The following is a 24,033-nucleotide window of genomic DNA, read 5'->3' as shown; positions in this document are numbered from 1 at the left end:
ACCTCGCCGGATACCGACCGCCGATCCCCCGCGCTACCCGTCGACCGCGGCCGCGACGTCCTCGGCGACCGCGTCGAGTTCGTCGTCAGAGAGGTCGGGCCGCTCGCCCGCCACCGCGTGGATCGGCGCGCCCCCGTCGCCCTCGAACCGCGGGACAACGTGTACGTGGACGTGCGGGACCTCCTGTCCCGCCGCCTCGCCGTCGTTGACGCCGACGTTCGCGCCGTCGGCGTCGACCGCGTCTTGAATCTTCGGCGTGAGCGACGCGACCGCGTCGAACAGGTCGCTCGCGAGGGCGGCGTCGAGGTCGCCGACGTGTCGCGCGTGCGACTTCGGTATCACCAGCGTGTGCCCGCGAGCGAGGGGGTTGGCGTCTAAGAACGCCAGCACGGCGTCGGTCTCGTACACGGTCCGCGCCGGGATGTCGCCGGCGACGATCGAACAGAAGATGCAGTCGTCGGACATACGCGGGGGATCGGCGGGGACTCGCATCAAGCTTTCCCGGCGGGGCGATCCGACCGGACGCGACGCCGCAGAACGATGGGACGCGAGGGCGCGGAGCGACGCGGTGCGCATTGTGAAAGTATTTTGTTACGACCGTCCGTTCGGTGACGACATGCCCTCCACCGACGACGGTCTCGCCCGTCGGCTCCGTCGGCTCGTCGAGACGTACACCCCGGACGGAACGGTCGGACGGATCGCGCTCGCGCTCGCGGCCGGGTCGGTCGCCGGCGTCTCGGCGTTCCTGTCGACGGTCCTCTTTCTCAATCCGGTTCCCCTGTCACTGCTCGTCGTCCCGCTGGGGGCGGCGGTCGGGGTCGGCGCGGCCACGCTGGCTCTGCTGCTGCTCTGGCCGGTGTACCTGTCGCTGATCGGCCGGGTCGACTCCCCCGTCGACTACGGCCGAACGGTCCGGTCTCGATCGGCCGAGCAGGGGACCGGTCGGTCCCGCTCGGCCACGCCGGATCCGGACGGTCCGGACGGTGAGACCGCCGAGGCGCTCGAGACGCTCCGGGACCGCTACGCCCGCGGCGACCTCTCCGAACCCGAGTTCGAACGGCGGCTCGAACGCCTCCTCGAAACGGAGTCCGTCGACGAGGCGCGGGCTCACGTCGACCGTAACGAGGCGGAAACGGACTCCCGCCGCGACGACGCGTCGGCTCCGGGGGCCGCGTCGCGGGAGCGCGAGACCGAGTGAGCCCTCGCACGCCGCGCGTTTTGTCCCTCGCCGGGGGCTCCCGCCAACGGACCTATATCCGCCGCGCCGAAACGGCGGGGCATGGACGACCGGCTCGAACGCGTCATCCGCCAGCAGCTCCGGAAGGCGGGCAAGCAGTTCGAGGAGGCCAAACGCGCCTACGCCGAGGGGCGCGACGACCCCGAGGGCGACGCGGCCGGCGCGGCGCGCTTCGACCTCCCGACCGACGAGTCCGGGCGCGCCCGCATCGTCTGCCGCCGCCACGCGGAGCGCCGGACCGTCCCGGTCGACGCCGAGGGGCGGCCCGCCTGTTTCGAGTCCGGGCACCCCGACTGCGAGGGCTGCGCCGAGGACGTCCGCGACGGCGTCGTCGAGACGTGGTGACTCCCGACCCGTCCCGGAGCCGCCCGTCCCGGTGTCGACCGTCCCGGACGCCCCCGTCGTAGCGCGCCGAGGCCACCCGAACTGGTTTGTGTCCCGCGGCTCTCGTGGCCCGCATGAAACGGGTCCACGTCGTCGTCGGCCTCCTCGCCGTCGTCGCGGTCGCTCTCGCCCTCTCCGGGGTCTTCGGGGCCTTCGCCGGGGCGAGCGAGGAACCGACCGTCGACGACGTCGCGGACGACCGGCTCATCGCCGTCGACGGCGAGTACCTCCTCTGGCCGTACACGAGCCGGAGCCGGAGCGTCGAGGGGAGAACGCTCGCGATCAACGTGGTGTTCCACGCGGACGCGGCGACGACCCGGGCGGCCATCGAGGGGCGCTCGGACGCGGACTGGGAGGAGACGGAGCCCGGCGAGGCGGCGACGCGGACGGAATCGGAAGACGTCGAGGAGTTCGTCGCCCGCGACTGGCGGGACGCCCGCAGCTCGCTCCGCTACTCGTACGTCGAGGGACCGGACGGCGGCGCGTGGCTCACCGAGACGTTCGAACTCCACGACGGGGCGTACCTCGGCGTCCGCGACCACCTCCGCGCCTACGAGTCCCCCGACGGCAGCTACACCGCGATACAGGCCCACGAGGAGTACTACGACTGGTTCCGGCTCCGCCACACCGTCCCCGACATCGACGCGCCCGCGCTCCGGCTCGAGTCCGAGTTCGTCGAGTCGGACCGCGCGACCGACGTCCGCCGCGAGTACCGCGGCATCGACGGCGGGCGCAGCGACGGCTGGCTCTCCGTGATCGAACTGGCGGCCGCGGCGGCGCTCGCCGGGGCGCTGCTCGGACGGCGGACCCGCGAGACGGCCGTCGACCTCGGTCGGCGGCTCCGGACCGACGTCGGCCGGCACGCGACGGCGGCGACGCTGGGGCTGGCGCTCGGCGCGGTCCTCGTCGGCGTCCGCGTCGCTGGCGTGACGCTGGAGGCGGCGCTGCCGGGCGCGTCGCCGAAGGCCATCGCCGCGCCGCTGTACCTCGTCCTCGCGGTCGGGCTGCCCGCGCTGGTCGTCTGGCGCGCCCCGGGCACCGACCCGGAGGCCGCCGCGCTGGCAGTCGTCGTCGGTCTCGGCGGCGGCTTCCTCGCCGACTTCGCCGCGCTCGGGGTGGCCGTCCCGCCCGACCTCATCGTCCACCGCGTGGCGCTCCTCGTCGCGCTCGGCGTCGTCGCCATCGGCCGGGCGGCCGCAGACCGACCCGTCGCCGTCGCGGGGGTGGCGGCGTGGGCCGTCGGGCTGGCGCTCCCGCTGGCGGACGTCATCTGACCCGCTCGCCCGCGTCGACGCCCGCTCGGATCGCGGAGCCAGCACAGAAGAGATATACCGGACGCCTGAAAATAAGCGGAAACGAACGGATGACCCGACCGATCAGTCGACGCGCGGCGCTCGCCGGACTCGGCCTCGCGGCCGCCAGCGCCGGCTGTCTCGGTCGCACGGAGAACATCGCGGGACGCGATCCCCCCTCGCAGTTGACCCTCGAGATCAACACCACGCCGGCCGACGCCGACCCCAACGGGATCCGAATCGCGAGACAGCTCGAAGAGCACCTGACCGCGGTCGGCGTCGACGTCAGACTCAACACCGTCGGCCAGACGGACCTCTGGCGGAAGGTGCTCATCAACCAGAACTTCGACCTCTACGTCGGGCAGTTCGTCGAGACGGAGCCGTTCGACGCGGACGCGCTGTACGGGCTGACCCACTCGAAGTTCGTCGCGGAGTCCGGCTGGCAGAACCCGTACGGGCTCACGGAGATCGCGGTCGACGACGCCTTGGAGCGACAGCGCCGCGTCTCCGGAGACGACCGGACCGACGTCGTCGGGTCGCTACAGGAGACGCTGTGCGAGCTCCAGCCCTTCTCCGTCGTCGCGTTCCCCGACGCGCTCACCGCCGTCCGGGAGCACCGGTTCGAGGGGTGGACGGAGGACAGTCGGCCGCTCTCGGTCACCGGCCTCCTCGAACTCGACGCCGTCGCCGACGGTTCAGACGACGGCGGCTCCGGGAGCGACGGCTCCGAGACCAACGACTCCGGCACTGGCGGCTCGACGGACGGCAACGCGTCGACCGAGGACGCGGCCGGTGGGGACGACGGCACCCTCCGGCTCGTGACGACCGACGACCGAATCACCGAGAACTGGAACCCGATCGCGGCGGAGTACCGGAAGTACGGCACGTTCACCGGGCTGTTGTACGACCCGCTCGTCCGCGCGGACGGCGACGCCGTCGTCCCGTGGCTGGCGGCCGACTGGGAGCGCGTCGACGACGACGTCCTCGAGGTGTCGCTCCGCGACGCGCGGTGGCACGACGGCGAGCCGGTGACGGCGACCGACGTCGCGTTCACCTATCGGTTCCTCCGCGACACGTCGCTGGGGAGCGTCGAGACGTCCGTCCCGACCCCGCGGTTCCGCGGGCGGAGCTCGCTCGTCGACGACGAGCGCGTCCTCGACGAGTCGACGGTCCGGCTCACCGTGCCCGACGTCAACGAGACGGTCGCGGCCCGGGCGCTTCAGGTGCCGATCCTCCCGAAGCACGTCTGGTCGGAGCGGACCGGCGCGGCGACGATAGCCGGCTTCGAACTCGACTTCGAGACGACGGAGGCGGTCGTCTCGAACAACCCCGACCCAGTCGGCAGCGGGCCGCTGCGCTTCGTCGAGGCGGAGTCCGGGGAGTCGGTCGTCTTCGAACGCAACCCCGATCACTTCCTCGTCCGCCCGGCGGACTCGGAGGAGACGACGGACCCGCGGGCGGGAGTCCCGTCCCGCTACCGCGGCAAACCCGCCTTCGACCGGCTCCGCATCGAGGTGCTGCCGTCGGACATCTCGGCCGTGGAGTCGGTCTCCGACGGGCTCGCGGACGCGACCGTCTCCAACCTCGGACCCGCGTCGGTCCCCCTGATCGGCCGCTCGGCAGACGCCCGCCTCGTGAGCGGTCGGTCGGCGGCGTTCTACCACGTCGGCTACAACGTGCGGCGGAGCCCGCTGTCGAACCCCCGGTTCCGGTCGGTCGTCGCGCGCCTGATAGACAAGTCCGCGCTCGTCGACGACGCCTTCGACGGGTACGCGCGGGCGGCGGCGTCCCCGCTCGCGGCGTCGCCGAACGCGGTCCCGGACTCGGTGGCGTGGGACGGCGACACCGACCCGGTCCACCCGTTCTTCGACGACGAGGGGTCGCTGGACGTCGAGGCCGCCAAGGCGGCGCTCCGCGACATCGGATACCGCTTCGACGACGAGGGACGACTGCTCTCGCGGGGGCAATGACGCCGTTCCTGTCGGTTCTCACGTCGGTCGTCGCGTGGGTCGCGGCGATGCTGACGGTCGCGAGCCTCGCGGTCGTCGGCCCCGCTCGGCTCCGCGCGGCGCGGACCGGGGTCCGCGCCCGACTGTGGGACGCGCGCCGCGCGGTCGCGGTCCTCTGTGCCGTGTTGCTCGCCAGCGCGCTCGGGCGGTCGTGGCTGCTGGACGTCTCCAGGCTGTTCGGCCTTCAGGCGACGGCGCTCATCTACGCGCTGGAGGGCGGGTTCGTCGCGTGGGTTCAGGCGACCTTCGCCGGCCCCGCGCTGACCGCGTACTTCTCGTGGGTGTACGTGTACGGCTACGCGTTCCTGCTCGCGTTCCCGGTGGTGGCGTACCTCGCGCTCCCGCGGACGGTGACGTTCAGGCGGGTCCTCGTCGCGTACGCGCTCAACTACGGGATCGGGCTGGCGCTGTACACGCTGATATTCGCCCACGGCCCGCGGAACGTGATGCCGGAGATGGTGACGCCGCTTTTGTTCGCCAACCAGCCCGACGTGATGGCGCTGACGAGCGAGGTGAACGTGAACTCGAACGTGTTCCCGTCGCTTCACACCTCGCTGGCGGTCACCGTGGGGACGTTCGCGGTCCTGACCCGCGAGGAGTACCCGCGGTGGACGCCCGTTGGGGTCACGCTCTCGCTGTCGGTCGTCGTCGCGACGATGTACCTCGGGATCCACTGGCTCACCGACGTGATCGCCGGCTTCGCGCTCGCGTTCGGCTCCGTCTACCTCGCGCACCGGTTCGTGGAGCCCCGCGGCGAGGGCCTCTCCCCCGGCGACGACGCGGGCGAACGTCCCGGCTCCGGAACCGGCGCAGACGACTGACCGGACGCCCGGCGGCCGTCGCCGTCGCCCCCGTCCGCTTCGGCCTCAGACCCCTTCGACGAGGCGTTCGAGCTGCTCCGGCGGGACCGCGCCGCGGGCGGCGTGGCCGTCGTACGCGAACGTCGGGACGCCGGTGACCCCCTGCCGCCGAGCGGCGTCGAACAGGTCCGTCACGCGCTCGCGGAGGTCGTCGTCCCCGAGCGCCTCGTCGACGACGCCGGCGTCGAGCCCGTCGACGTCGCCCGCGATGTCGGCGAGCACGTCGCGGTCGCCGATGTCGCGCCCGTCGATCCAGAGCGCGTCGAAGACGGCCTCGTCGAACGCGAGCCACGCGTCGGGCGCGGTCTCGCGCACGCGGACCGAGACGATCTGCGCGGGCAGCGAGTCGACGTCGGTGCGGAGCTCCTCGGTCATCTCGGCGTCGTACTCCTCTTGTAGGCGGCGGACGTTCTCTCGCGCCTGCTCGTAGTACGCCTCGTCTTTGCCGTCGTCGGCGTCGTGGTCGATCTCCCCGTCCGGGCCGCGCTTGCCCGCCCGGAGGTCGAACGGGTGCCAGTCGATCTCCAGCGGCTCCTCTCGCGTCTCCTGATACCGAGCGAGCGACTGTCGCCCGAGGTAACAGAAGGGACAGACGTAGTCGGAGTAGATGGTGATCGCGTCGGGCTCGTCGGTGCCGGATGCCGCGTCGGAGTCGGTCGCCATGCCCGTTGTACGCCGCGGAGCCGAAAAGGTCGTTCGGCGACGGCAGGCCCCGGGCGCGCGCGGCCGGGCGGCCGGCGAGACCCGCCCCGGTCGGTCCCTCGCCGAATCATCACCAATTAATACAACCGCATTGTTCACTCGCCCATGCCCGAGTACGACCCGGTCCGCCCGCCGGTCGCGCTGACGGTCGCCGGCAGCGACAGCGGCGGCGGCGCGGGAATTCAGGCGGACCTGTCCGCGATGACCGCGCACGGCGTCTTCGGCACCGCGGTGGTGACCGCGACGACCGCACAGAACACGCGCGGCGTCGAGGACGTCCACCCGGTCCCCGCCGACCACGTCGCGAGCCAGTACGCGGCGGTCGCCGACGACTTCGACGTCGCCGCGATCAAGACCGGAATGTTGGCGACCGCCGAGATCGTCGAGACGGTGACCGGTGCGGTCGCGGACGCCCGCGTCCCGCTCGTCGTCGACCCCGTGATGGTCGCGGCGACCGGCGACCGACTGCTCTCCCCCGCCGCCGAGGAGGCCTACGAGGACCTGATCGCGGCCGCGACGCTCGTGACGCCGAACGCCGACGAGGCCGAAGTCCTGACCGACGAGCCGGTCGAGACGCCGGCCGACGCGGAGCGCGCCGGCCGGGAGCTGGTCGCGCTCGGTGCGGACGCGGCGCTGGTGAAGGGCGGCCACCTCGCGGACGACGACGGCGCGACGGGCGAGACCGTCGTCGACACGCTCGTCCGTGCGGGCGGCAAGGAGGGAGCCATCGAGGTCGATCGCTTCGAATCGCCGCGGATCGACACCGACGCGACCCACGGCTCCGGCTGTGCGCTGTCGAGCGCGGTCGCGGCGCGGCTGGCCCGGGGGGAACCGCTCCGGGGCGCGGTCGAGAAGGCGGTCGGGGAGATGAGCGAGGCGGTCCGGCGCGGCTACGATGTCGGCGGGGGGCCGGGCGCGGTGAACCCGACGATGCTGGGCGGGGAGTGAGCGCTCGTCGATACGCAGCCGTTTACGAGTCGTTGACCGACACGCACACCGCCTCGCGACCGTCCCTTCGAGTCCCGCCCACCGCACCGCGACCGCACCTCACGCCTCCCCAGCCTCGTCGGTCGCCGTCGCTTCGCTCCGGCGACTGACTCCCTCGCGCGTGCTGTCGCCGGCGCTTCGCGCCGGCTTCCAGAGGGACCTTCGGTCCCTCGCGGCTCGCGGCCCGTCGGCCGCTCGCAGGCACGCGCCACCACACGATTCGGTCAGATGTACGCGAGCGGGATCATGAGCGCGACGCCGAGCGCGATCCCGCCGACGAGGACGGGCTTGCCGCCGCGCGGGAGGTCGGCCCCGGTTTCGAGCGCCTCGGGGACGAACTCCGAGAGGACGAGGTAGATCATCGCTCCGGCCGCGAAGCCGAAGCCGTACGGGAGGAACGCCCGGGCGTACCGCACGAACGCGAACGCGACGACCGCGCCGATCGGCTGCGGCAGGCTGGAGAAGACGGCCCACCACACCATCTTCCACTTCGAGACGCCCATCGCGCGCAGCGGGATCGAGATGGCGGTCCCCTCGGGCACGTTGTGGATCGAGATGGCGAGCGTCATGAACACCGCCAAGAGCGGGACGGTGAAGCCGAACAGCACCGTCCCGCCCTCCAGCCCGAGGTCCGCGAAGGAGACGCCGACCGCGATCCCTTCCGGAAAGCTGTGGACCGTCAGCACGCCGAGGATCAGGATCAGCTTCTTGAAGTCCGCCTCCGCGTACTCCCGCGGGTCGATCTCGGCGTCGGTCAACACGTCGTGCGCGAGGACGACGAGGACGACGCCCGCGAGCATCCCGACCGCGATCTCGACCGGCGTCCCCTCCGCGAGCCCCTCCTGAACCAGCCCGAACAGCGACGCGGAGATCATGATCCCCGAGGCGAAGCCCCACAGCGCCACGTTCCCGCGGTCGCTGATCGTCTCGAAGAAGAAGAACGGCAGCGCGCCGATACCGGTCGCCAGCGCCGTGATCAGGCCGGCGACGAAGACGAAGAGGTAGGCGTCGAGCGCGACCATCGGTCGCGTGGGGGTTCGGCGGTGTCGGTGATAACTCCGGCGAGCGCGGCCACGGGCTGAGAACCGCGGTTTGGCCCCCCGGTCGGCGAGCTCACCCGAGCGTCCGAACGAGACTGGCGAGGAGCGCGAGAAGGAGCAACGCGACGAGCAGCAACAACGCTGTGAGCTTCGCTCCGGGCGCGTCGCAGTGCGCGTCGGACCGTACGCCGCCCCTCTCGAGACGCTCCCGCGCCCGGCTCGGCGAGGTCATGTTCACGCTTCGCGGCCGGACTCCGACGGATCCGGTGGGTGACGAACCGCGACCGCGTCGACGTCGTTCGCGTCGGGCGGAGCCGAGCTGTCGTCGGTCGCGTTCCCCGCCAGAGCCGACTCGTCTGTCTCCGTCTCGTCACCCGGTGATCTCGACTGATATCTCGTCGGCTCGGTCGGCACCGAGGCGTTCTCGTCCGTCGGCTCCGCCGCAGTCGAAGAGTTACTCTCCGTCGGCTCAGTCGGTACCGAGGTGTTCTCGTCTGCTGGCTCAGTCGGTACCGAGGTGTTCTCGTCTGCTGGCTCAGTCGGCACCGAGGTGTTCTCGTCTGCTGGCTCAGTCGGCACCGAAGCGTTCCCGTCCATCGGCCCGGTCGGCACCGAGGTGTTCTCGTCCGTCGGCCCGGTCGGCACCGAGGTGTTCTCGTCTGCTGGCTCGGTCGGCACCGAGGTGTTCTCGTCCGTCGGCTCGGTCGGGACTGAAGCGTTCCCGTCCGTCGGTGGCACCGAGGAGTTCTCATCTGCCGGATCTGGTGGAACCGGGGCGTTCCCGTCCGTCTCCGTGCCGTTCGCCGCTGGCGGCGTCACGTTTTCTCCCTCGGTGGCCGTCCCGTTCTCGACGGGGACGGTCGCCACGGCGAACCCGCTCCCGCTCGACTCGTTGATTTCGCGTAGTTCCCCCGGCGTCTCGAACGTCGTCGTCACGTTGGCGCTCGCCGTGAGGAGCGCGACCGTGGCTCCGCCGGCGAACGCGACGCTCCACACCAACACGGCAAGCGCGACGAGCGCGACGAACCCGCGGTTCGCGGCCATCAGTCCACCTCCCCGGCGGCATCGGGACGCACGGGCGGCGTCGACGCCGATGCCGAGTCCTTCGGGGCCGCGCGCTCCGCGTCCGCGGCGACGGCCTCCCCGTCTGCCTCATTGGTCTCCTCGGCCTCCGCGCCGGCGTCGTCCGCCTCGGTGTCTGTCTGCTTGGCCTCTGCGCCGCCCGCCGCGCCCCCGCCGTGGGCGGCGGGCGAGTCCGCTGATTCGTCCGCCGGAGCCGCCGTCGGGTCGCCCCGGTCGAGCACGCCGCTCGCCGGCACCCACGTCGCGAGCGCGCCGAACAAGAGCGTCGCGGCCGCGGTCGCGGCCGCGATCGCGACGGCGCTCCGCAGCTCGAACGCGACGTACGCCGTGTACGGCGCGACCACGGCGAGCACCGCCGCCGCCCCGCCGACCGCGTCGACCGGGACGCCACCGGAGCCGCTCGCGGCGGTGCCGACGGGAACCGGATCCGCATCGACCGCTGCGACTCCCGCTGCTGTGCCGGCCTCGCCGCCGGCCGAGCCGGCCGTCGTCGTGGGGCGTTCCTCGGGCTCGTCGCGACCGCGGACGATCGACCAGACCTCGGTGGCCGCGAGCAGTCCGAAGGGGAGCAGGACGACCGCGACGAACCCCGCGTCCGTGCCAGCGAACTGGATCACGTACCCGATGTACGGGATCGTCAGCGCCACGACGCCGACGAGGTTCCCGGCCGGGACGAGCCCCGGGTCCGGCCCTTCGTTGGCGTCGCCCATCGTCTCGAACGTGAGGACGCCCCCTTCGTCGACCACGTCGATCACGCGGTGGGTCACCGGCACGTCGCTGGTGCCCCGCACGAACGTGATCACGTCGCCCTCCGCGATCGCCGTCGGATCGCGATCGGCGACGATCACGACGTCGCCCGGCGCGATGGCGGGCGTCATGCTCGCCGTAAGCACGACGAAGCTCTCGTCGGCACCGACGATCTCGGGGGCCGCGAACACCGCGAACGGCGCGATGAGCGCGATCAGCAGGACGATCCCGAGTACGTTCGCCGCGCGTTTCGTCCGTGGTGCTGTGAGTGGGTTTGTCATCAGTTCCCCTCCGTACTGCCGTTTTCGGGCTTTTCGCCGCCGTTTTCGGGCTTTTCGCCGCCGTTTTCGGGCTTTTCGCCGCCGTTTTCCTCAGCCCTGTCCCCGTCGACGCTTTCATGATCGCTGGCGTCCCCGGAACGCTCGTCACTCAGCCGGTCTTCGCCGGCACAGACGAAAAAGACGATATAGCTGATCCCGTATCGCTGGCCCTTGTCCGGGTTCTGCGGTGCGAACAGGACCTCGCCAGTCTCCGTGACTGGCGGGTCGAGCTCGTGGCGTTCTGTCCCCTGCCCGCCCTTGATCTCGACCGCACACATGGCCGGTCCGGCGGTCGCGTCGGGGCCGCGGAGGACGAATGCGACGCCGACGGCCTCGCCGTCGTCCTTCGTCTCGACCTCGGTGATCTCGATTTCGTACGATCCCGCGCCCGCAAGCCGGAGCGCGTCGCCCACCGCGAGCGCCGCCTCGATGTCGTCCGCCTTGCCGAGTTCGAGGCACTCCGGGCACTCTTCGCCGAACTCCTCGCAAACGACTTCCGCAAAGGGGTTCGACCCCGGCGCGTTCGCCTGCTCTTCCGAGACGTGGCGACACTGCTCGGCGTACAGCCGGAACGTCAGGTCTGTCGCCTCCCCGCCCACGTCGGGCGAGCCAGCCGGCAGGTACGGGGCCACTTCGACGACGATCGGACCCCCGTCGGGGTCGAGGCAGCCGTCGTCGATCCGGATCCCGGTCGCGAGGTCGCGCTCGACCGCGGCGAGGGGACGGTAGCCGCCCGTCACCGACTCGCCGTCGACGACGACCTCGACCTCGAGGGCGTCCCCGAGCGGGTCCCCGCTGGGACAGCGAGTCGCGAGCCACACCCGCACGGGGTTCGCGGACGCGCCCACCTCGAACGTCTCGGGCCGGGGTCGCTCGTCGAACGTCGTGCGGTCGACCGGGAACGGCCCGACGGGGACGCTCCCGCTCGTGGGCTCGCCGTCCACCGTCAGCCCGACCTCGCCAGCGCCGAAGGCGTTGCTCGGGAACGTCTCCCGGTTCGAGAGGTACGCGCCCGTGCCGAGGCCGCTCGCCGCCCCGACGACGCCGACGCCGCCGATCCCGGCGAGGAGGCGGCGGCGACTCAGTCCGCTCGGGCGTCCTCCCGCGTCGTCCCCAGGGGTCACGCGCTCCCTCCGGCGGCGTCGCTCGCCGCGCTCATGTCGAACGGGTTCCCCTCTGCGGTACAGTCGTCGGCGGCGAACTCGACGTCGAAGCCGACGGAACCGCCCTGTCCGGCGTTGCCGCCCTCGGCGTCGAACTCCCACGCGAAAGTCAGGCAGCGGCGCTCGTCGGTCGTGAGACAGGCGTTACCGAGCAGGCTCGGGTCGAGTTCGACCCCCGTCGCCAGCGGGCCGCCGCTCAGCTCCGCGAGCGTCCCGGCGGCGATCAGCTCGCCGTAGCCGGCGAAGTCGCCCTCGGCCCCCGCGCACGCTCCGATCCCGAGGAGGCCGGTGTCGTACCGGACCCCCAGTCGGACGCGCTCGGCGAGCGCGCGGCTCGCGGCGTCGTCGTCGAACTCGGGGGCGACCCGGAGCCACACCCGCACGCCGTTCGCCGCGGTGTCAGCCGGATCGTCGAGTCGGAGCCCGACGCTCGCGGCCCCCTCGTCGCCCGGCAGCGCGTTGTCCGTGTCGACGAGCCGTACCCCCGCCGCCTCGACGTCGGTCTCGGCGTCGGTCGGGCTCGACCCGACGGCCGCGCCGTTCTCCGTACGCCGCCAGCCGACGAGCAGGTTCCACGGCCTGTCGGACTGCGCGTACGTGTACTCCGGATAGTCGTCCCAGCTGGCCGTCGGCCGCCCGGCCGCGGCCCCGAGGGTCACGAAGCCCACGGCTCCGACGCCCGCGAGTGCTTCCCGCCGCGTGAGTTTCGGTTCCTTCTGTGTCATTGTTTGTCATTGCGGCTCCGGACGGCCGTGTCGTCGATCTCCGCTCCCCTCTCGCCTCCTCTACTCTCACCGCGGTGGTATGTATGTGGGACCTACCCGGTCGGTCCGGTGACCGTACCCAACGGTACGGCGGTCGTACCCGACCGCAGTCGCCCGATCGTCCGGCTGCCCGGTGAGGGTCGCCCGTCGGCACCGGAGCGGATTCGAAGCGCCACTCAGGCCGCCTGAGACGGCCCGGATCCGTCGTTGTGGCGCGCCTGCTCGGTGTAGAAGCCGAGGTCGAAGGCGAGCGTGTCGCCCTGAACCACGTTCCCCACCTCGAACGGGAGCTCCCACTCGAGCGCGACGCAGTGCATCACCCCGTCGCCCGCGAACGGTTCCCGCTCGAGGTCGTCCGCGGGGTCGTCGAGCTCGTCGTACGGCGTCGCGCGGTTACCGTCGAGCGGCACGCCGTTCCCGTCTGCGAGCGCGTCGAGGACATTGCCGAGGCTGTCCTCCATGATGACCTTCTCCTGTGCCGTCTGGGCCGCGAGGTTACCGAACACCGAGGGAATTGCGAGCGGGTCGTCGACGTCGTTGAACAACGCCGGGTCGCCGCCGGAACCGCCGGCCGGCCCGGCCATCGCCTGAAGCACGCCGTCGTTCGCGCTCCCGACGGAGATGGTGTAGACGCTGGTCTCGGGCGACGGCGGCGAGGGAGCGACCACACCGCCGGGGGCAGCGCGGGCGCTGGCTGCGGCGTCCTGCGGCGAGGAGAACGAGGTGCCGCCGCCCCCGTTGAACGACTCACCGTCCGAGAGGACGATGTTCCGGTACTCGACGCCGATGCGGCCGTTCGAGTCGATCTCGCTCTGTGCGTCGTCGACTCCCTCGCCGATGTAGGTCCCCGTCGCGATGCCGTTCGCGTTCGCGAACGGGTCTGGGTCGCCGTCGCCGTCGCCCGGCGTCGAGGGGCTGGTACCGGTCACGACGTCCGCGAGCTTCTGTCGGAGATCCGTCAGCGCCGCGTCGACGACGTTGAGGTCGGTCGTCAGCCCTTGGAGGATCCCCGTCCGGGGTTGGTTGTCGTCGCTGCCCTCGCCGTCGAAGTACGCCACGCCGACCTGGACGTCGGAGCCCTGCGTCTGGAGGTAGTCGACGAACTGCCGCGTGCCGAGCTCGACGAGGTCGATCTTCGTCGTCTCGGAGTACGAGGTGCCGGTCTCGATCGTGACCCCGTCGTTGCTGACGACGCCGCCGTACTGCTCGTACAGCATCGAACCCGAGAAGTCGAGCGTGAGCATGATGTCCACCGGCTCCGCGCCGTCGTACACGTTGTCGCAGTCCTCGTCGTACCAGAGCTTCGCGTCGATGAACTCCGCGAGATTCCCCTCGTTTCCGGGGTCGACGACGGCTTCGGGGTCGGTGAGGCTGCCGCCCGACTCGCTGACGTTGCCGGCCTGTATCCAGACGTAGCCGGGGTTGTCACACAGGTGTAACGAGAAGGTTATCTCGCCAGTGTCGCCGGGCTTCACGTCGGAGAACTGGACGAGCGTGTCCATCGGCTCCCCCGTGACGGGGTCCTCCCTGAAATCCGCCTCGGAGAGCGGCGGGATGTTCTCGCAGTCCAGCACCGGTATGTTCGCGCCGTTGCTGTCCTCGTCCTCCTCGTCGGGGAAGTCGCTGTACCGGAGCTGGCCGTCGGGGTTGTCCGCCGCGATCGACTGTTCGCCGTCGCCGTCGTGGTCCGGGTGCGCGTTGACGAACGCCTTCCCGTCGCCGAAGTCGTACGTCTGTTGCCAATCGACCAATAGGTCGAGTTCCCCGGCGGTGAGGGTGTTGCCCGCGAACGTCTCCGTGTCGTTGAAGTACGCCGTGGTGCCGAGTCCGGCTCCCGCGGAGGCCACGCCGACCGCGCCGAGGCCGGCCAGCAGCTTGCGCCGCGAGAGGTCGAATGTGTCGGATCTGTCTGTCATGAGTGGGTATGTCGTGTGAAGTTCGTCACCTGCCGCGGAGGTCACTTGACTACCGCGGGACGGTGCGGACTGTTCGCGCCGCCCCGGCCGGGATCAGTTCCCCGTGGAGTTGACCGGGGCCGAGTTGTTGAACGGGTCGTCGTTGTGACGGACCTGTTCGGTCTCGAAGACGAGGTCGAACGAGATACCGTCGCCCTGGATGACGTTGCCCACCTCGAACGGGATCTCGAGCAGGAGACAGAACGAGTAGACTCCCTCGTTCACCGCGTCGTTGATCGGGAGCAGGTCGCCGTTGTCGTCCCGGATGAGGTAGCCGCCGCTGAGGATCCCGTCCGCCTCGCGGGCGTTCGTGTAGTGCGTGTCGGCGTCGACGACGCCGTCGACGTTCGAGGGCGCGTAATCGATGTCGAGGTCGTCCGACGCGTTGTTGAACACGGGATCGAGCGTGGAGAGTCCGGCCTTGTCGCCGCTCTCGTCGTACTCCTGCCACACCGTCGTCAGGAGGAACTCGCCGAGGTCGGCGTCGTTGTCGTCGTCGCCTTCGACCTCCTGTTCGGGCTCCGGGTTCGCGCCGCCGGTCTCGTCGAAGTTCTCCGTGCGCACCTGCACGTAGCCGGGGTTGTCGCCGACCTCGACGTCGAAACAGATGATCGCCCAGTCGCCGGGCTTCACGTCGTCGACGTCGATTCCCGCGACGACTCCCGAGCTGTCCGCCGTCTGGGACATCATGACCGCGCCCTGGCTCGTCCAGTACTCGTCCGCCGCGACGATGTCAGCGGAGACGGTCATGTCGAGCGTGCCCGCCTGTAGGCTGTTGCCCGCAAACGTCTCCGTGTCGTTGAAGTACGCTGTGGTACCGAGTCCAGCGCCCGCGGAGGCCACGCCGATCGCGCCGAGGCCGGCCAGCATCTTGCGCCGCGAGAGTCCGATCTTGTCGTTGGTGTCGGGGTTCATGGTTCTGTCTCCGATTCGCTCCGCCGTCGTCGGTCGGCCGAATCGGTTACTCCCCCCTCTGCGGGATACCCACGTAGTTACGCGGAGCCACGTCACCGTCGAACGTCCGATTCTATCGCGTAGAACGTCTCAAACAACTGATTGAACGTCCGGTTTGACGCGTGGTCCGGCGTCCCTACCGAGACGGGTCCGGACCGCACGGCCCCCGTACCGACAACCGCGGATCCGGAATGAACCCCGTACTTCCACTCGAAAATCCGACACGAACCGCGTACCGTCGGGATCGGATCGGCCGATCCGGCGGGTAGCGGACTCATACATATACCTTCGACCGGCGCACTGTGGAGCAGCACTCGGGTATCGCGGAGCGCCGCGGCCCAGCAGATCCGTCTATGAAATTCCGTACAAACGTCCTTCCGGCCGAACAGGTGTACGCGATCCTCGCGAACGAACGCCGTCGCCACGCGCTCGACGGGCTCCGGTCGACCGGCGGGACGGTCACGGTCAACGAGCTCTCGACGCTCGTCGCCGGCCGCGAGACCGGAGAGAGTCCCCCGCCGACGCGCTGCCGCGAGAGCGTGTACACGTCCCTGGTCCAGACGCACCTGCCGAAGCTGGCGGACGCGGGGGTGATCGCGTACGACCGCGAATCACAGACCATCGAGCTCTCGAAAGGGGCGCGCGACGTGGGGCTGTACACGGAGATACTCGCGCCCGGCGGCGCGACGTGGTCGGAGCTGTACCGCGCGCTCGGCCTCGCGTCGCTGCTGGTCGTCCTCGCCGCGCTCCTCGATGTCCCGATCGTCTCGGCCGTCGACCCCGTCCTCTGGACCAGCCTCGCGCTCGGCGTCTTCGCCGCAGCCAGCAGCGCCCAGTTGTGGGTCAACCGCCTCTCGGTGTTGCGCCAGCTGCGACTCCGGTGACCCGGCTCGAAAAACAGCCCTCGCCGCGCTCCCGTTCGCTCTGCCCTCCGTCCGTCCTCCGTCGCTACTCGCTCGCGGACGCGAGCGACGCCGGCAGCCGCAGTTCGAACAGCCGCGCGTCGCAGCCCGCACAGCGCCCGGCGACCACGTCGTAGCTGGAACAGCAGGACTCGACGACCCGCTCTTCGAGCGCCACGCTGCCGTCACAGGCGGGACACTCCTCGACGAACAGCCGGAGGGCACCGAGGATCCCGCTCCGGTCCGCGAGCGGCAGCGACGGCCAGTCGTCCCGGGTCGCCGTCAGCACGCGGTCGGCCGCGACGTCCGCCCGGAGCGCCGGGCGCGACTCCCAGTACCCGATCCGCTCGCCGTCGGCGGACGCGGACGCCGCGCCGCCGCGCCAGTCGATCGACAGGGCGTCGCGGTCGAGCCCGGTGAGCGCCGCGAGCGCCGCGAGGTCGTCGGCGTCGGTCCGGTCCGCGCCGCGGCTCGGCTCGTCGGCCTCCACCGCCGCCCGCCACGCCGCGGCGAAGCCGGGCGCGAACCCGAAGTCGTCGCCCCCGGGCGTCTCGGCGAGGACCCCGGCGTCGAGGAGGTACGCCTCCGGTTCGACGTCGCCCACCGGACGCGCGCCTCGCCCCGCTCCGTCGGGGGCCTTGCCGAACAGCGCGAGGACGCGCTCCGGGAGGTAGCGCTTCGTGAGCTCGGGCGTTCCGGGGACGAGGTAGCCGCGGAGCCAGACCGCCGCGAGCGAGGCGAGGAAGACTCCCCCGCCGACGCCGGGACCGAGCAGCACGCCGGCGACGAGCGACGCCCCGGCGGAGACGCCGACGTTGGCCGCCGTACAGGGGAGACAGCGGTTCGCGCCGGTGTACTCTGGCCGGCGGAGACGGTCAAGCGGCCGACGCCCGGATCGCTCCGACGGTCGGTCCGATCTCCTCGTGTCGTCTGACGTAGTCATCGTCGGACGTCCGCGCCGAACGATCGTATGTATGCGGCCCCTACCGTCCGGCAAACGACGCGGACACCGCTCGGTGGAGGCTCGCATCTCGCGATGAGCCCGAATTCCGACCCCTCCCGCCGGACGCGTCTCTTTAAATATTATAGAAACTGATATGTCCCTCGGTGACAATCCACGCAGCAATTCCGCAAATGAGCCCCCCTATGACGCAACTCAAGCCGCCGACGCAGGTACCGAACGACGAGGAGGGGCCGTCCCGCGACGAGATATTCACCGCGTTGAGTAATCGGCGACGACGGAACGTGATCACGTACCTGAAACGGAACGGTGACGGCGCCCGCGTCAGGGATATCGCCGAGCAGTTGGCGGCGTGGGAGAACGACCGCGGGATCAACGAGGTGACGTACAAACAGCGGAAGCGCGTCTACACCGCCCTTCACCAGTCGCACCTCCCGAAGCTGGCCGCGAGCGGGTTCATCGAGTACGAGTCCGACCGGGGAACCGTCTCGCTCACCGCGGAGAGCCGGAAGCTGGAGGTGTATCTCGAAGTGGTCTCGGACAACGAGATCCTCTGGAGCGAGTACTACGTCGGACTCGCGATCACCTGCGGGCTGCTGGCGGCGGCGGCGTGGGCCGGGACCGTCCCGTTCGCCGCGGTGTCCGGGTACGCGTACGCGACGCTCTTCGCGCTCGCGTTCGGCGCGTCCGGGCTCGCTCACCGGGCGTCGACGAAGCGGAATCGGCTGGGGTGAACGCGGCGCGGGCCGCCGTCCGCCCGACCTCCGGTCCGCCGCTCACTCGACGAGCTCGCCCAGCTCGCCGATCTTCTCGGCCTGCTCCTGGTTGGCCGCCATGATGCGCTCCGCCTCGGCCGCGACGTCGTCGGCGGTGTCGGCCGCCGAGTCGATCATCGACGACACCTCCTCGGTCGAGGCGGCCTGCTGGTCGGTCGCGTCGGCCACCTCCCCGACGCCCTCGGTGGCCTCGGTGACGGCGTCGTCGATGTCGTGGAGCACGTCGACCGTCTCGTCGACGCGGTCGAGGCCCGTGCGGACCTCGTCGCTCGCCTTCTCGATCCGGTCGCTCGTCTCGTGGGTGTCCGCCTTGATCTCGTCGACCAGTTCCTCGATGTCCTCGGCGTTCCGCTGTGACTCCTCCGCGAGGTTCTTTACCTCTTCGGCGACGACCGCGAAGCCGTCGCCGGCCTCGCCCGCCCGGGCCGCCTCGATGGAGGCGTTCAGCGCCAGCATGTTCGTCTGGTCGGCGATGTCGTCGATCACGTCCACGATCTCGTCGATCCGGCCGATCCGGTCTTCGAGCCGCGAGACGGTCTCTGACACCTCGCCGTTGGCCGACTCGACCGTCTCCATCGCGTCGATCGCGTTCTCGGCGACCGCACAGCCCTCCTCGGTCAGCTCCTGCGCGTGCTCGCTCACCGTCTCGACCTCCTCGGCGCTCGCGGCGATCTCCTCGACCGTCGCCGACAGGTTCGACACCTCCTCGGAGATCCGCCGCATCGACGCCGACTGCTCCTCCGTCAGCTCGGTCACCTCGTTCGATCCCTTCGAGACGATCTTCGAGATCCGCAGAAGCTGTTCGACGGTGTCGTCGATCCCCGCCGCGATGTCCGATCCGACGGACGCGTCTCCTTCGGACCCCTCCGAGCGAGTTGCCATATGAAGAACTCACACAACTGAAAAATTAAACTGGCGACGAAAATACCACTTCTAATAATCAGGATGTGGGTGTCGGATCAAAAAATCGAGTTAACAGTAAAAGAACGCGGGAAATGGCGCTTATCTTGAGAACATGTTCGGTTCTGTCAGACGAGATTATCTCTCGTGATACGTGGGGCCGTGCGCTTATACACCAGTCTGACACACCTGTGGACATGGCGCACGCAACGACTGTGCTTGAGGACGCGGACGTGTACACCATTGAATGGGACGAGGAGCTCGACGTCCCCGTGTTCTCGTGGGACGAGTACGCCGCGGGCGAGAAGTTCCGCGAGAGCGCCCGGCAGTGGGAATCGGTGATGGAACAGCGGGGCGTCGAGAAGTACCTAGTCAACACCGAGGCCGTGACCGCACACGAGGACGAGGACAAGCGGTGGCTCGCCGAGACGTGGGTCTCCGACCTGGTCGACATCGGTGTTCGCCGCGGCGCGGGCGTGTTCGCTGACTCCGCGATCGCCAGCATGGACATGGAAGAGGTCGAGGAGTCGATGAGTTCGGCGCATCCGGACTACGAGTTCCGCGTGTTTCCGAGCGTCGAAGAGGCGAGGGCGTGGCTTCGCGAGCAGTAACGCGACCCGACGACCGGCGTCCCACACTTTTCGCTCCTGTCATCGAGTCCTCGCCGCCGCTCGGTCCCGGACCCGCAGGGTTTTAGCCGCGCACGGCGGGAGTACGGACATATGCCAACGGGGATCGTCGGGGAGTTCCTCGATCTCAAGGCGGAGACGGACGCGGACGTCCTCGCGATGCAGTGCGGCGACTTCTACGAGTTCTTCGCGGACGACGCCGAGCTGGTCGCCGACGAACTGGACCTCTCGATCTCGCAGAAGTCCTCGCACGGCTCGTCGTACCCGATGGCGGGCGTGCCGCTCTCGGAGCTGACGCCGTACGTGAACGCCTTGGTCGAGCGGGGCTACCGCGTCGCGGTCGCCGACCAGTACGAGACCGACTCCGGCGACCACGCCCGCGAGATCGTCCGCGTCGTCACGCCGGGGACCGTCCTGGAGACGAGCGACGACGACGCGCGCTACCTCGCCGCGGTGGTGCGGGAGGAGGGCGCGAGGAGCGCGGCCGGCGGTGCCGGCGACGCCGCGGACGCCGGCGGCCCCTACGGAGTCGCGTTCGCCGACGTGACCACCGGGCGCTTCCTCGCCACGACCGTCGACGACGGGGGCGACCTGCGCGCCGAACTCTACCGGTTCGACCCGGCGGAGGTGCTGCCCGGCCCCGCCGTGCGCAACGACGACGGCCTGCTCGGGGCGGTCCGCGAGGACCTCTCCGGGCGCGTGACCGCCTTCGACCCGGAGGCGTTCGCGCCGGGGCGCGCCGAGCACGCGGTCCGCGAGCAGTTCGGCCGCGAGACGACCGACAGCGTCGGCCTCGACTCCGAGCTCGCGGTCCGGGCCGCGGGCGCGGTCCTCTCGTACGTCGAGGAGACCGGCGCGGGCGTGTTAGCCTCGATGACCCGCCTGACGGCGTACGGCGCGGACGACCGGGTCGACGTGGACGCGACCACCCAGCGCAACCTGGAGATCACCGAGACGATGCGGGGCGACGCCGACGGGACGCTGTTCGACACCGTCGACCACACCGTCACCGCCGCCGGCGGCCGACTGCTCCGCGAGTGGCTCACGCGCCCGCGGCGCGACCGCGGGACGCTCGCTGACCGGCTCGACGCGGTGGAGGCGCTGTCGTCCGCGGCGCTCGCGCGCGACCGCGTCCGCGAGGTGCTTGACGACGCGTACGACCTCGAACGGCTCGCGTCGCGGACGACGAGCGGGAGCGCCGGCGCGAGAGAACTGCTCTCGGTCCGCGACACGCTCGCGCTGCTCCCGGCGCTCGCGGACGCGATCGAGGGGTCCCCGCTCGCCGACTCGCCCGCCGCGGCGGTGTTCGACCGCGTCGACCGCGAGCGCGCGGCCGCCCTCCGCGCGGAACTCGACGAGGCGCTCGCCGAGGACCCGCCGAAGGCGAAGACCGGCGGCGGGCTGTTGAAGCGCGGGTACGACGACGAGCTGGACGAGCTGATCGAGCGCCACGAGTCGGTGAAGTCGTGGCTCGACGGCCTCGCGGAGCGCGAGAAGCGCCGGCACGGGCTCAGCCACGTCACCGTCGACCGCAACAAGACGGACGGCTACTACATTCAGGTCGGCAAGTCGGTGGCCGATCAGGTGCCCGAGGGATACCGCGAGATCAAGACGCTGAAGAACTCGAAGCGGTTCGTCACCGACGAGCTGTCGGAGAAGGAGCGGGAGGTCCTCCGGCTGGAGGAGGCCCGCGGCGAGCTGGAGTACGAGCTGTTCGAGGCGCTCCGCGAGCGCGTCGCCGAGCGCGCCGAACTGCTTCAGGACGCCGGGCGGGCGGTCGCCGAACTCGACGCGCTCGCCTCGCTCGCGACCCACGCCGCCCGCCGCGACTGGACGCGCCCGGAGCTGACCGAGGAGCGGCGGCTCGACGTCGAGGCCGGTCGCCACCCGGTCGTCGAGGGGACGACCGACTTCGTGCCGAACGACCTCCGGCTCGACCCGGACCGCGAGTTCCTGATCGTCACCGGGCCGAACATGAGCGGGAAGTCGACGTACATGCGGCAGGCGGCGCTGATCCAGCTGCTGGCGCAGGCCGGGTCGTTCGTCCCCGCGCGCGCCGCCGAGGTCGGGCTCGTCGACGGCATCTACACCCGCGTCGGCGCGCTCGACGAGCTCGCGCAGGGGCGGTCGACGTTCATGGTCGAGATGCAGGAGCTGTCGAACATCCTCCACTCGGCGACCGAGGACTCGCTGGTGATCTTAGACGAGGTCGGCCGCGGCACCGCCACCTACGACGGCATCTCCATCGCGTGGGCGGCGACCGAGTACCTCCACAACGAGGTGCGCGCGCGGACGCTCTTCGCCACGCACTACCACGAGCTGACGACGCTCGCCGACCACCTCCCGCGCGTCGCGAACGTCCACGTCGCCGTCGACGAGCGCGACGGCGAGGTGACGTTCCTCCGGACGGTCCGCGACGGCCCGACGAACCGGTCGTACGGCGTCCACGTCGCCGACCTCGCGGGGGTCCCCGACCCCGTCGTCTCCCGGGCGGACGAGGTCCTCGACCGGCTCCGCGAGGAGAAGGCGATCGAGGCCCGGGGCGGGTCACGGGGAGGCGACGGAACGAGCGCGAGCGACGGCCCGCCCGGCGACACGCAACAGGTCGTCTTCGACCTCTCGTCCGGATCGTTCTCCGAGGGCGAGGAGCCGTCGTCCGACGCCGCCGAGGCGACGGACGCCGGCTCGTCCGATCCCCGACCGAACCGAGACGGAACCGCTCCCGAGTCGTCGTCGGGCGGTGCCGGCGCGGTCGCGGAGGCCGCGGCGGCCGCCGAGCGCGACCGGCTCGACCCTGAGACGCGCGCCGTGATCGAGGAGCTGAGCGACGTCGACGTCGCGGAGACGGCCCCGGTGGAGCTGCTCTCGCGGGTTCAGGAGTGGCAGGAGCGGCTTGAGTGAGTCCGCTGCCGGGCGCGAGCGCGTCGAGGAGTGCGTCTGACGTAAGAACTAATGTCTGACCTCGTCGTGTGGTGTGTATGGGCATCATGAGCAAGATCCTCGGCGGGGGTGGGAGCCGCTCCGTCGACGACTACGTCGAGCTCGACACGGACGACTTCGCCGACGCGCACGCGGAGACGGGCACACAGGTACACTTCGCCGAAATCGCCGACCAGAGCGACGTCATCCCGATCAAAGACGCCGTCTACGACGGGGACTTCGTCATCGCCGACATCACCCGCCACTCCACGTCGGACCGGACGATAGAACGCGTCTACGACGAGCTCCGACAGGTGGTACAGGAGGTCGACGGCGACATCGTCCAGAAGGGCGACGACCAGATCATCGTCACCCCGGCCGGCGTCAAGGTCTCGCGACAGAAGCTGTAGCCCGCAGTCTCACGGTCTCGTTTCCTCTCCCGTCCGACCGCCTCGTCTCGTTTCCTCTCTCCTCCCCCGTCTCTCCGGTCGGATCCGGGCGCACCGGCCGAACCGTGTCATATATGCCGTTCTCTCGCCCACGTAGAGTCGAATGGACGAGCCGGTCCTGTTGACGGGTGCCGGCGGACGGGTGGGACAGGCCATCCTCCGGGGCATCGGCGACGACTACGAGTGGCGGCTCCTCGACCGGGAACCGCTCCCGGCCGCGAAGGTGCCCGCCGACATCACCGACGCCGACCGGTACGTCGCCGACATCACCGACGAGCGCGCCGTCCGCGAGGCGGTCGCCGACGTCGGCGCGGTGATCCACCTCGCGGGCGACCCCCGGAAGACCGCCCCGTGGGACTCCGTCCTCCGGAACAACATCGACGGGGCGCAGGTCGTGATGCGCGCCGCCGCCGAGGCCGGCGTCGAGCGGTTCGCGTTCGCCTCCTCGAACCACGCCGTCGGCGGCTACGAGACCGAGGAGCGGACTCCGGACCTCTACCGCGAGGACGACGACTACCGGCTTGACGGCACCGAACTCCCCCGCCCCGGCAACCTCTACGGCGTCTCGAAGGCGGCCGGCGAGTCGCTCGGGCGCTTCTACCACGACGAGTACGGCATGAGCGTCGTCTGCGTCCGCATCGGGAACCTCACCAAGGACCACCCGCCGCGCGAGTACGAGCGCGGGCAGGCGATGTGGCTCTCGCACCGCGACTGCGCGCACCTGTTCGACCGCTGCCTCCGGGCCGACTACGGCTACGAGGTCGTGTACGGCATCTCGGACAACGACCGCCGCTACTACTCGATCGAACGCGCCCGCGAGGCCCTCGGCTACGACCCGGCCGACAACTCCGCCGACTACACCTTCGAGGGCGAGCCCAAGCCGGACCGCGACCCGGACGGCGGCGGGGAGTACGCCGCCGACCCCGACGTGGCGGCGGACGACGCGCCCGCCGAACCGAACTTCCCCGCCGACCCGGACGACGCCTGAGCGCACCGCGAC

23 protein-coding genes are annotated in these 24,033 nt (G+C 70.7%); 12 read left to right on the top strand and 11 right to left on the bottom strand.

The features are described 5' to 3' along the window. Positions 1-33 precede the first annotated feature (33 nt). On the bottom strand, positions 34-465 hold the full coding sequence (locus NAF06_RS05220) for an HIT domain-containing protein (RefSeq protein ID WP_008582837.1): 432 nt from the start codon (positions 463-465) through the stop codon (positions 34-36). Between the two features lie 151 nt (positions 466-616). Between NAF06_RS05220 and NAF06_RS05215 the strand changes: the two genes are divergently transcribed. The 5 genes from NAF06_RS05215 to NAF06_RS05195 all read left to right on the top strand — a co-directional run bounded on the left by NAF06_RS05215 (position 617) and on the right by NAF06_RS05195 (position 5,743). Then, the gene (locus NAF06_RS05215; protein WP_008582835.1) at positions 617-1,198 is read left to right on the top strand and encodes an SHOCT domain-containing protein; all 582 of its coding nucleotides are present in this window, start codon (positions 617-619) and stop codon (positions 1,196-1,198) included. A gap of 81 nt (positions 1,199-1,279) precedes the next feature. Further along, positions 1,280-1,582: a DUF7091 family protein gene (locus NAF06_RS05210; RefSeq protein WP_008582832.1), complete on the top strand. Its 303-nt coding sequence runs from the start codon at positions 1,280-1,282 to the stop codon at positions 1,580-1,582. A gap of 113 nt (positions 1,583-1,695) precedes the next feature. Next, on the top strand, positions 1,696-2,895 hold the full coding sequence (locus tag NAF06_RS05205) for a hypothetical protein (protein WP_008582830.1): 1,200 nt from the start codon (positions 1,696-1,698) through the stop codon (positions 2,893-2,895). A gap of 89 nt (positions 2,896-2,984) precedes the next feature. After that, positions 2,985-4,883: an ABC transporter substrate-binding protein gene (locus NAF06_RS05200; protein WP_008582828.1), complete on the top strand. Its 1,899-nt coding sequence runs from the start codon at positions 2,985-2,987 to the stop codon at positions 4,881-4,883. Continuing rightward, entirely contained in the window at positions 4,880-5,743 is an 864-nt protein-coding gene (locus tag NAF06_RS05195; RefSeq protein WP_008582826.1) for a phosphatase PAP2 family protein, read from the top strand. Before NAF06_RS05200 ends, NAF06_RS05195 begins: the two co-directional genes overlap by 4 nt. Positions 5,744-5,788: 45 nt before the next feature. Here the strand turns inward: NAF06_RS05195 and NAF06_RS05190 are convergent, their stop codons facing one another. Continuing rightward, positions 5,789-6,445: a DsbA family oxidoreductase gene (locus NAF06_RS05190; RefSeq protein ID WP_008582824.1), complete on the bottom strand. Its 657-nt coding sequence runs from the start codon at positions 6,443-6,445 to the stop codon at positions 5,789-5,791. Between the two features lie 144 nt (positions 6,446-6,589). Here NAF06_RS05190 and thiD point away from each other — a divergent pair, with 144 nt between their 5' ends. Then, a complete protein-coding gene (gene thiD, locus NAF06_RS05185) occupies positions 6,590-7,432 on the top strand; it encodes a bifunctional hydroxymethylpyrimidine kinase/phosphomethylpyrimidine kinase (RefSeq protein WP_008582823.1) in 843 nt (280 codons plus the stop codon). Positions 7,433-7,695: 263 nt separating this feature from the next. Here thiD and NAF06_RS05180 read toward each other — a convergent pair whose 3' ends face one another. From NAF06_RS05180 to NAF06_RS05150, 7 genes are all read right to left on the bottom strand, one after another. Continuing rightward, entirely contained in the window at positions 7,696-8,493 is a 798-nt protein-coding gene (locus NAF06_RS05180; RefSeq protein ID WP_008582821.1) for a ZIP family metal transporter, read from the bottom strand. Between the two features lie 252 nt (positions 8,494-8,745). Then, the gene (locus tag NAF06_RS05175) at positions 8,746-9,555 is read right to left on the bottom strand and encodes a prolipoprotein diacylglyceryl transferase (protein WP_008582818.1); all 810 of its coding nucleotides are present in this window, start codon (positions 9,553-9,555) and stop codon (positions 8,746-8,748) included. After that, positions 9,555-10,622: a signal peptidase I gene (locus NAF06_RS05170; protein WP_008582817.1), complete on the bottom strand. Its 1,068-nt coding sequence runs from the start codon at positions 10,620-10,622 to the stop codon at positions 9,555-9,557. Before NAF06_RS05170 ends, NAF06_RS05175 begins: the two co-directional genes overlap by 1 nt. Then, positions 10,622-11,785 (bottom strand): hypothetical protein, encoded by a 1,164-nt coding sequence (locus NAF06_RS05165; RefSeq protein WP_008582814.1) that lies wholly within the window; start codon positions 11,783-11,785, stop codon positions 10,622-10,624. Before NAF06_RS05165 ends, NAF06_RS05170 begins: the two co-directional genes overlap by 1 nt. Beyond that, positions 11,782-12,549: a hypothetical protein gene (locus tag NAF06_RS05160; protein ID WP_008582812.1), complete on the bottom strand. Its 768-nt coding sequence runs from the start codon at positions 12,547-12,549 to the stop codon at positions 11,782-11,784. Before NAF06_RS05160 ends, NAF06_RS05165 begins: the two co-directional genes overlap by 4 nt. 215 nt (positions 12,550-12,764) lie before the next feature. Next, entirely contained in the window at positions 12,765-14,504 is a 1,740-nt protein-coding gene (locus NAF06_RS05155) for a SipW-dependent-type signal peptide-containing protein (protein WP_008582810.1), read from the bottom strand. A gap of 93 nt (positions 14,505-14,597) precedes the next feature. Beyond that, positions 14,598-15,458, bottom strand: coding sequence for a SipW-dependent-type signal peptide-containing protein (locus NAF06_RS05150; RefSeq protein WP_008582809.1), 861 nt, complete (start codon positions 15,456-15,458; stop codon positions 14,598-14,600). A gap of 392 nt (positions 15,459-15,850) precedes the next feature. Between NAF06_RS05150 and NAF06_RS05145 the strand changes: the two genes are divergently transcribed. Continuing rightward, on the top strand, positions 15,851-16,381 hold the full coding sequence (locus NAF06_RS05145; RefSeq protein WP_008582808.1) for a DUF7344 domain-containing protein: 531 nt from the start codon (positions 15,851-15,853) through the stop codon (positions 16,379-16,381). Positions 16,382-16,445: 64 nt separating this feature from the next. Here NAF06_RS05145 and NAF06_RS05140 read toward each other — a convergent pair whose 3' ends face one another. Then, positions 16,446-17,342 (bottom strand): DUF8054 domain-containing protein, encoded by an 897-nt coding sequence (locus tag NAF06_RS05140; protein WP_008582807.1) that lies wholly within the window; start codon positions 17,340-17,342, stop codon positions 16,446-16,448. Positions 17,343-17,545: 203 nt separating this feature from the next. Between NAF06_RS05140 and NAF06_RS05135 the strand changes: the two genes are divergently transcribed. Next, complete coding sequence (locus tag NAF06_RS05135) at positions 17,546-18,094, top strand: DUF7344 domain-containing protein (protein WP_006629270.1); 549 nt, start codon at positions 17,546-17,548, stop codon at positions 18,092-18,094. Between the two features lie 42 nt (positions 18,095-18,136). On the opposite strand, the gene NAF06_RS05130 is transcribed toward NAF06_RS05135, so the two are convergent. Further along, the gene (locus NAF06_RS05130) at positions 18,137-19,018 is read right to left on the bottom strand and encodes a methyl-accepting chemotaxis protein (RefSeq protein WP_008582806.1); all 882 of its coding nucleotides are present in this window, start codon (positions 19,016-19,018) and stop codon (positions 18,137-18,139) included. 215 nt (positions 19,019-19,233) lie between these two features. Here NAF06_RS05130 and NAF06_RS05125 point away from each other — a divergent pair, with 215 nt between their 5' ends. The 4 genes from NAF06_RS05125 (at position 19,234) to azf (ending at position 24,021) form a co-directional block, all read left to right on the top strand. After that, the gene (locus NAF06_RS05125) at positions 19,234-19,647 is read left to right on the top strand and encodes a hypothetical protein (protein WP_239638704.1); all 414 of its coding nucleotides are present in this window, start codon (positions 19,234-19,236) and stop codon (positions 19,645-19,647) included. Between the two features lie 111 nt (positions 19,648-19,758). Next, positions 19,759-22,566 (top strand): DNA mismatch repair protein MutS, encoded by a 2,808-nt coding sequence (mutS, locus tag NAF06_RS05120; protein WP_008582805.1) that lies wholly within the window; start codon positions 19,759-19,761, stop codon positions 22,564-22,566. A gap of 77 nt (positions 22,567-22,643) precedes the next feature. Continuing rightward, complete coding sequence (locus NAF06_RS05115; RefSeq protein ID WP_006629274.1) at positions 22,644-22,994, top strand: cell division protein SepF; 351 nt, start codon at positions 22,644-22,646, stop codon at positions 22,992-22,994. A gap of 142 nt (positions 22,995-23,136) precedes the next feature. After that, positions 23,137-24,021 carry an NAD-dependent glucose-6-phosphate dehydrogenase Azf gene (azf, locus tag NAF06_RS05110; RefSeq protein WP_008582803.1) on the top strand — a complete coding sequence of 295 codons (885 nt, stop codon included), beginning with the start codon at positions 23,137-23,139 and terminating at the stop codon, positions 24,019-24,021. The last annotated feature ends 12 nt before the right edge of the window (positions 24,022-24,033 follow it).

This window comes from Halorubrum hochsteinianum (genome assembly GCF_023702125.1).
Taxonomy (GTDB): Archaea; Halobacteriota; Halobacteria; order Halobacteriales; family Haloferacaceae; genus Halorubrum; species Halorubrum hochsteinianum.
Note: the sequence above shows the minus strand (reverse complement) of the source record. Positions and strands in the feature narration are given on the sequence as shown.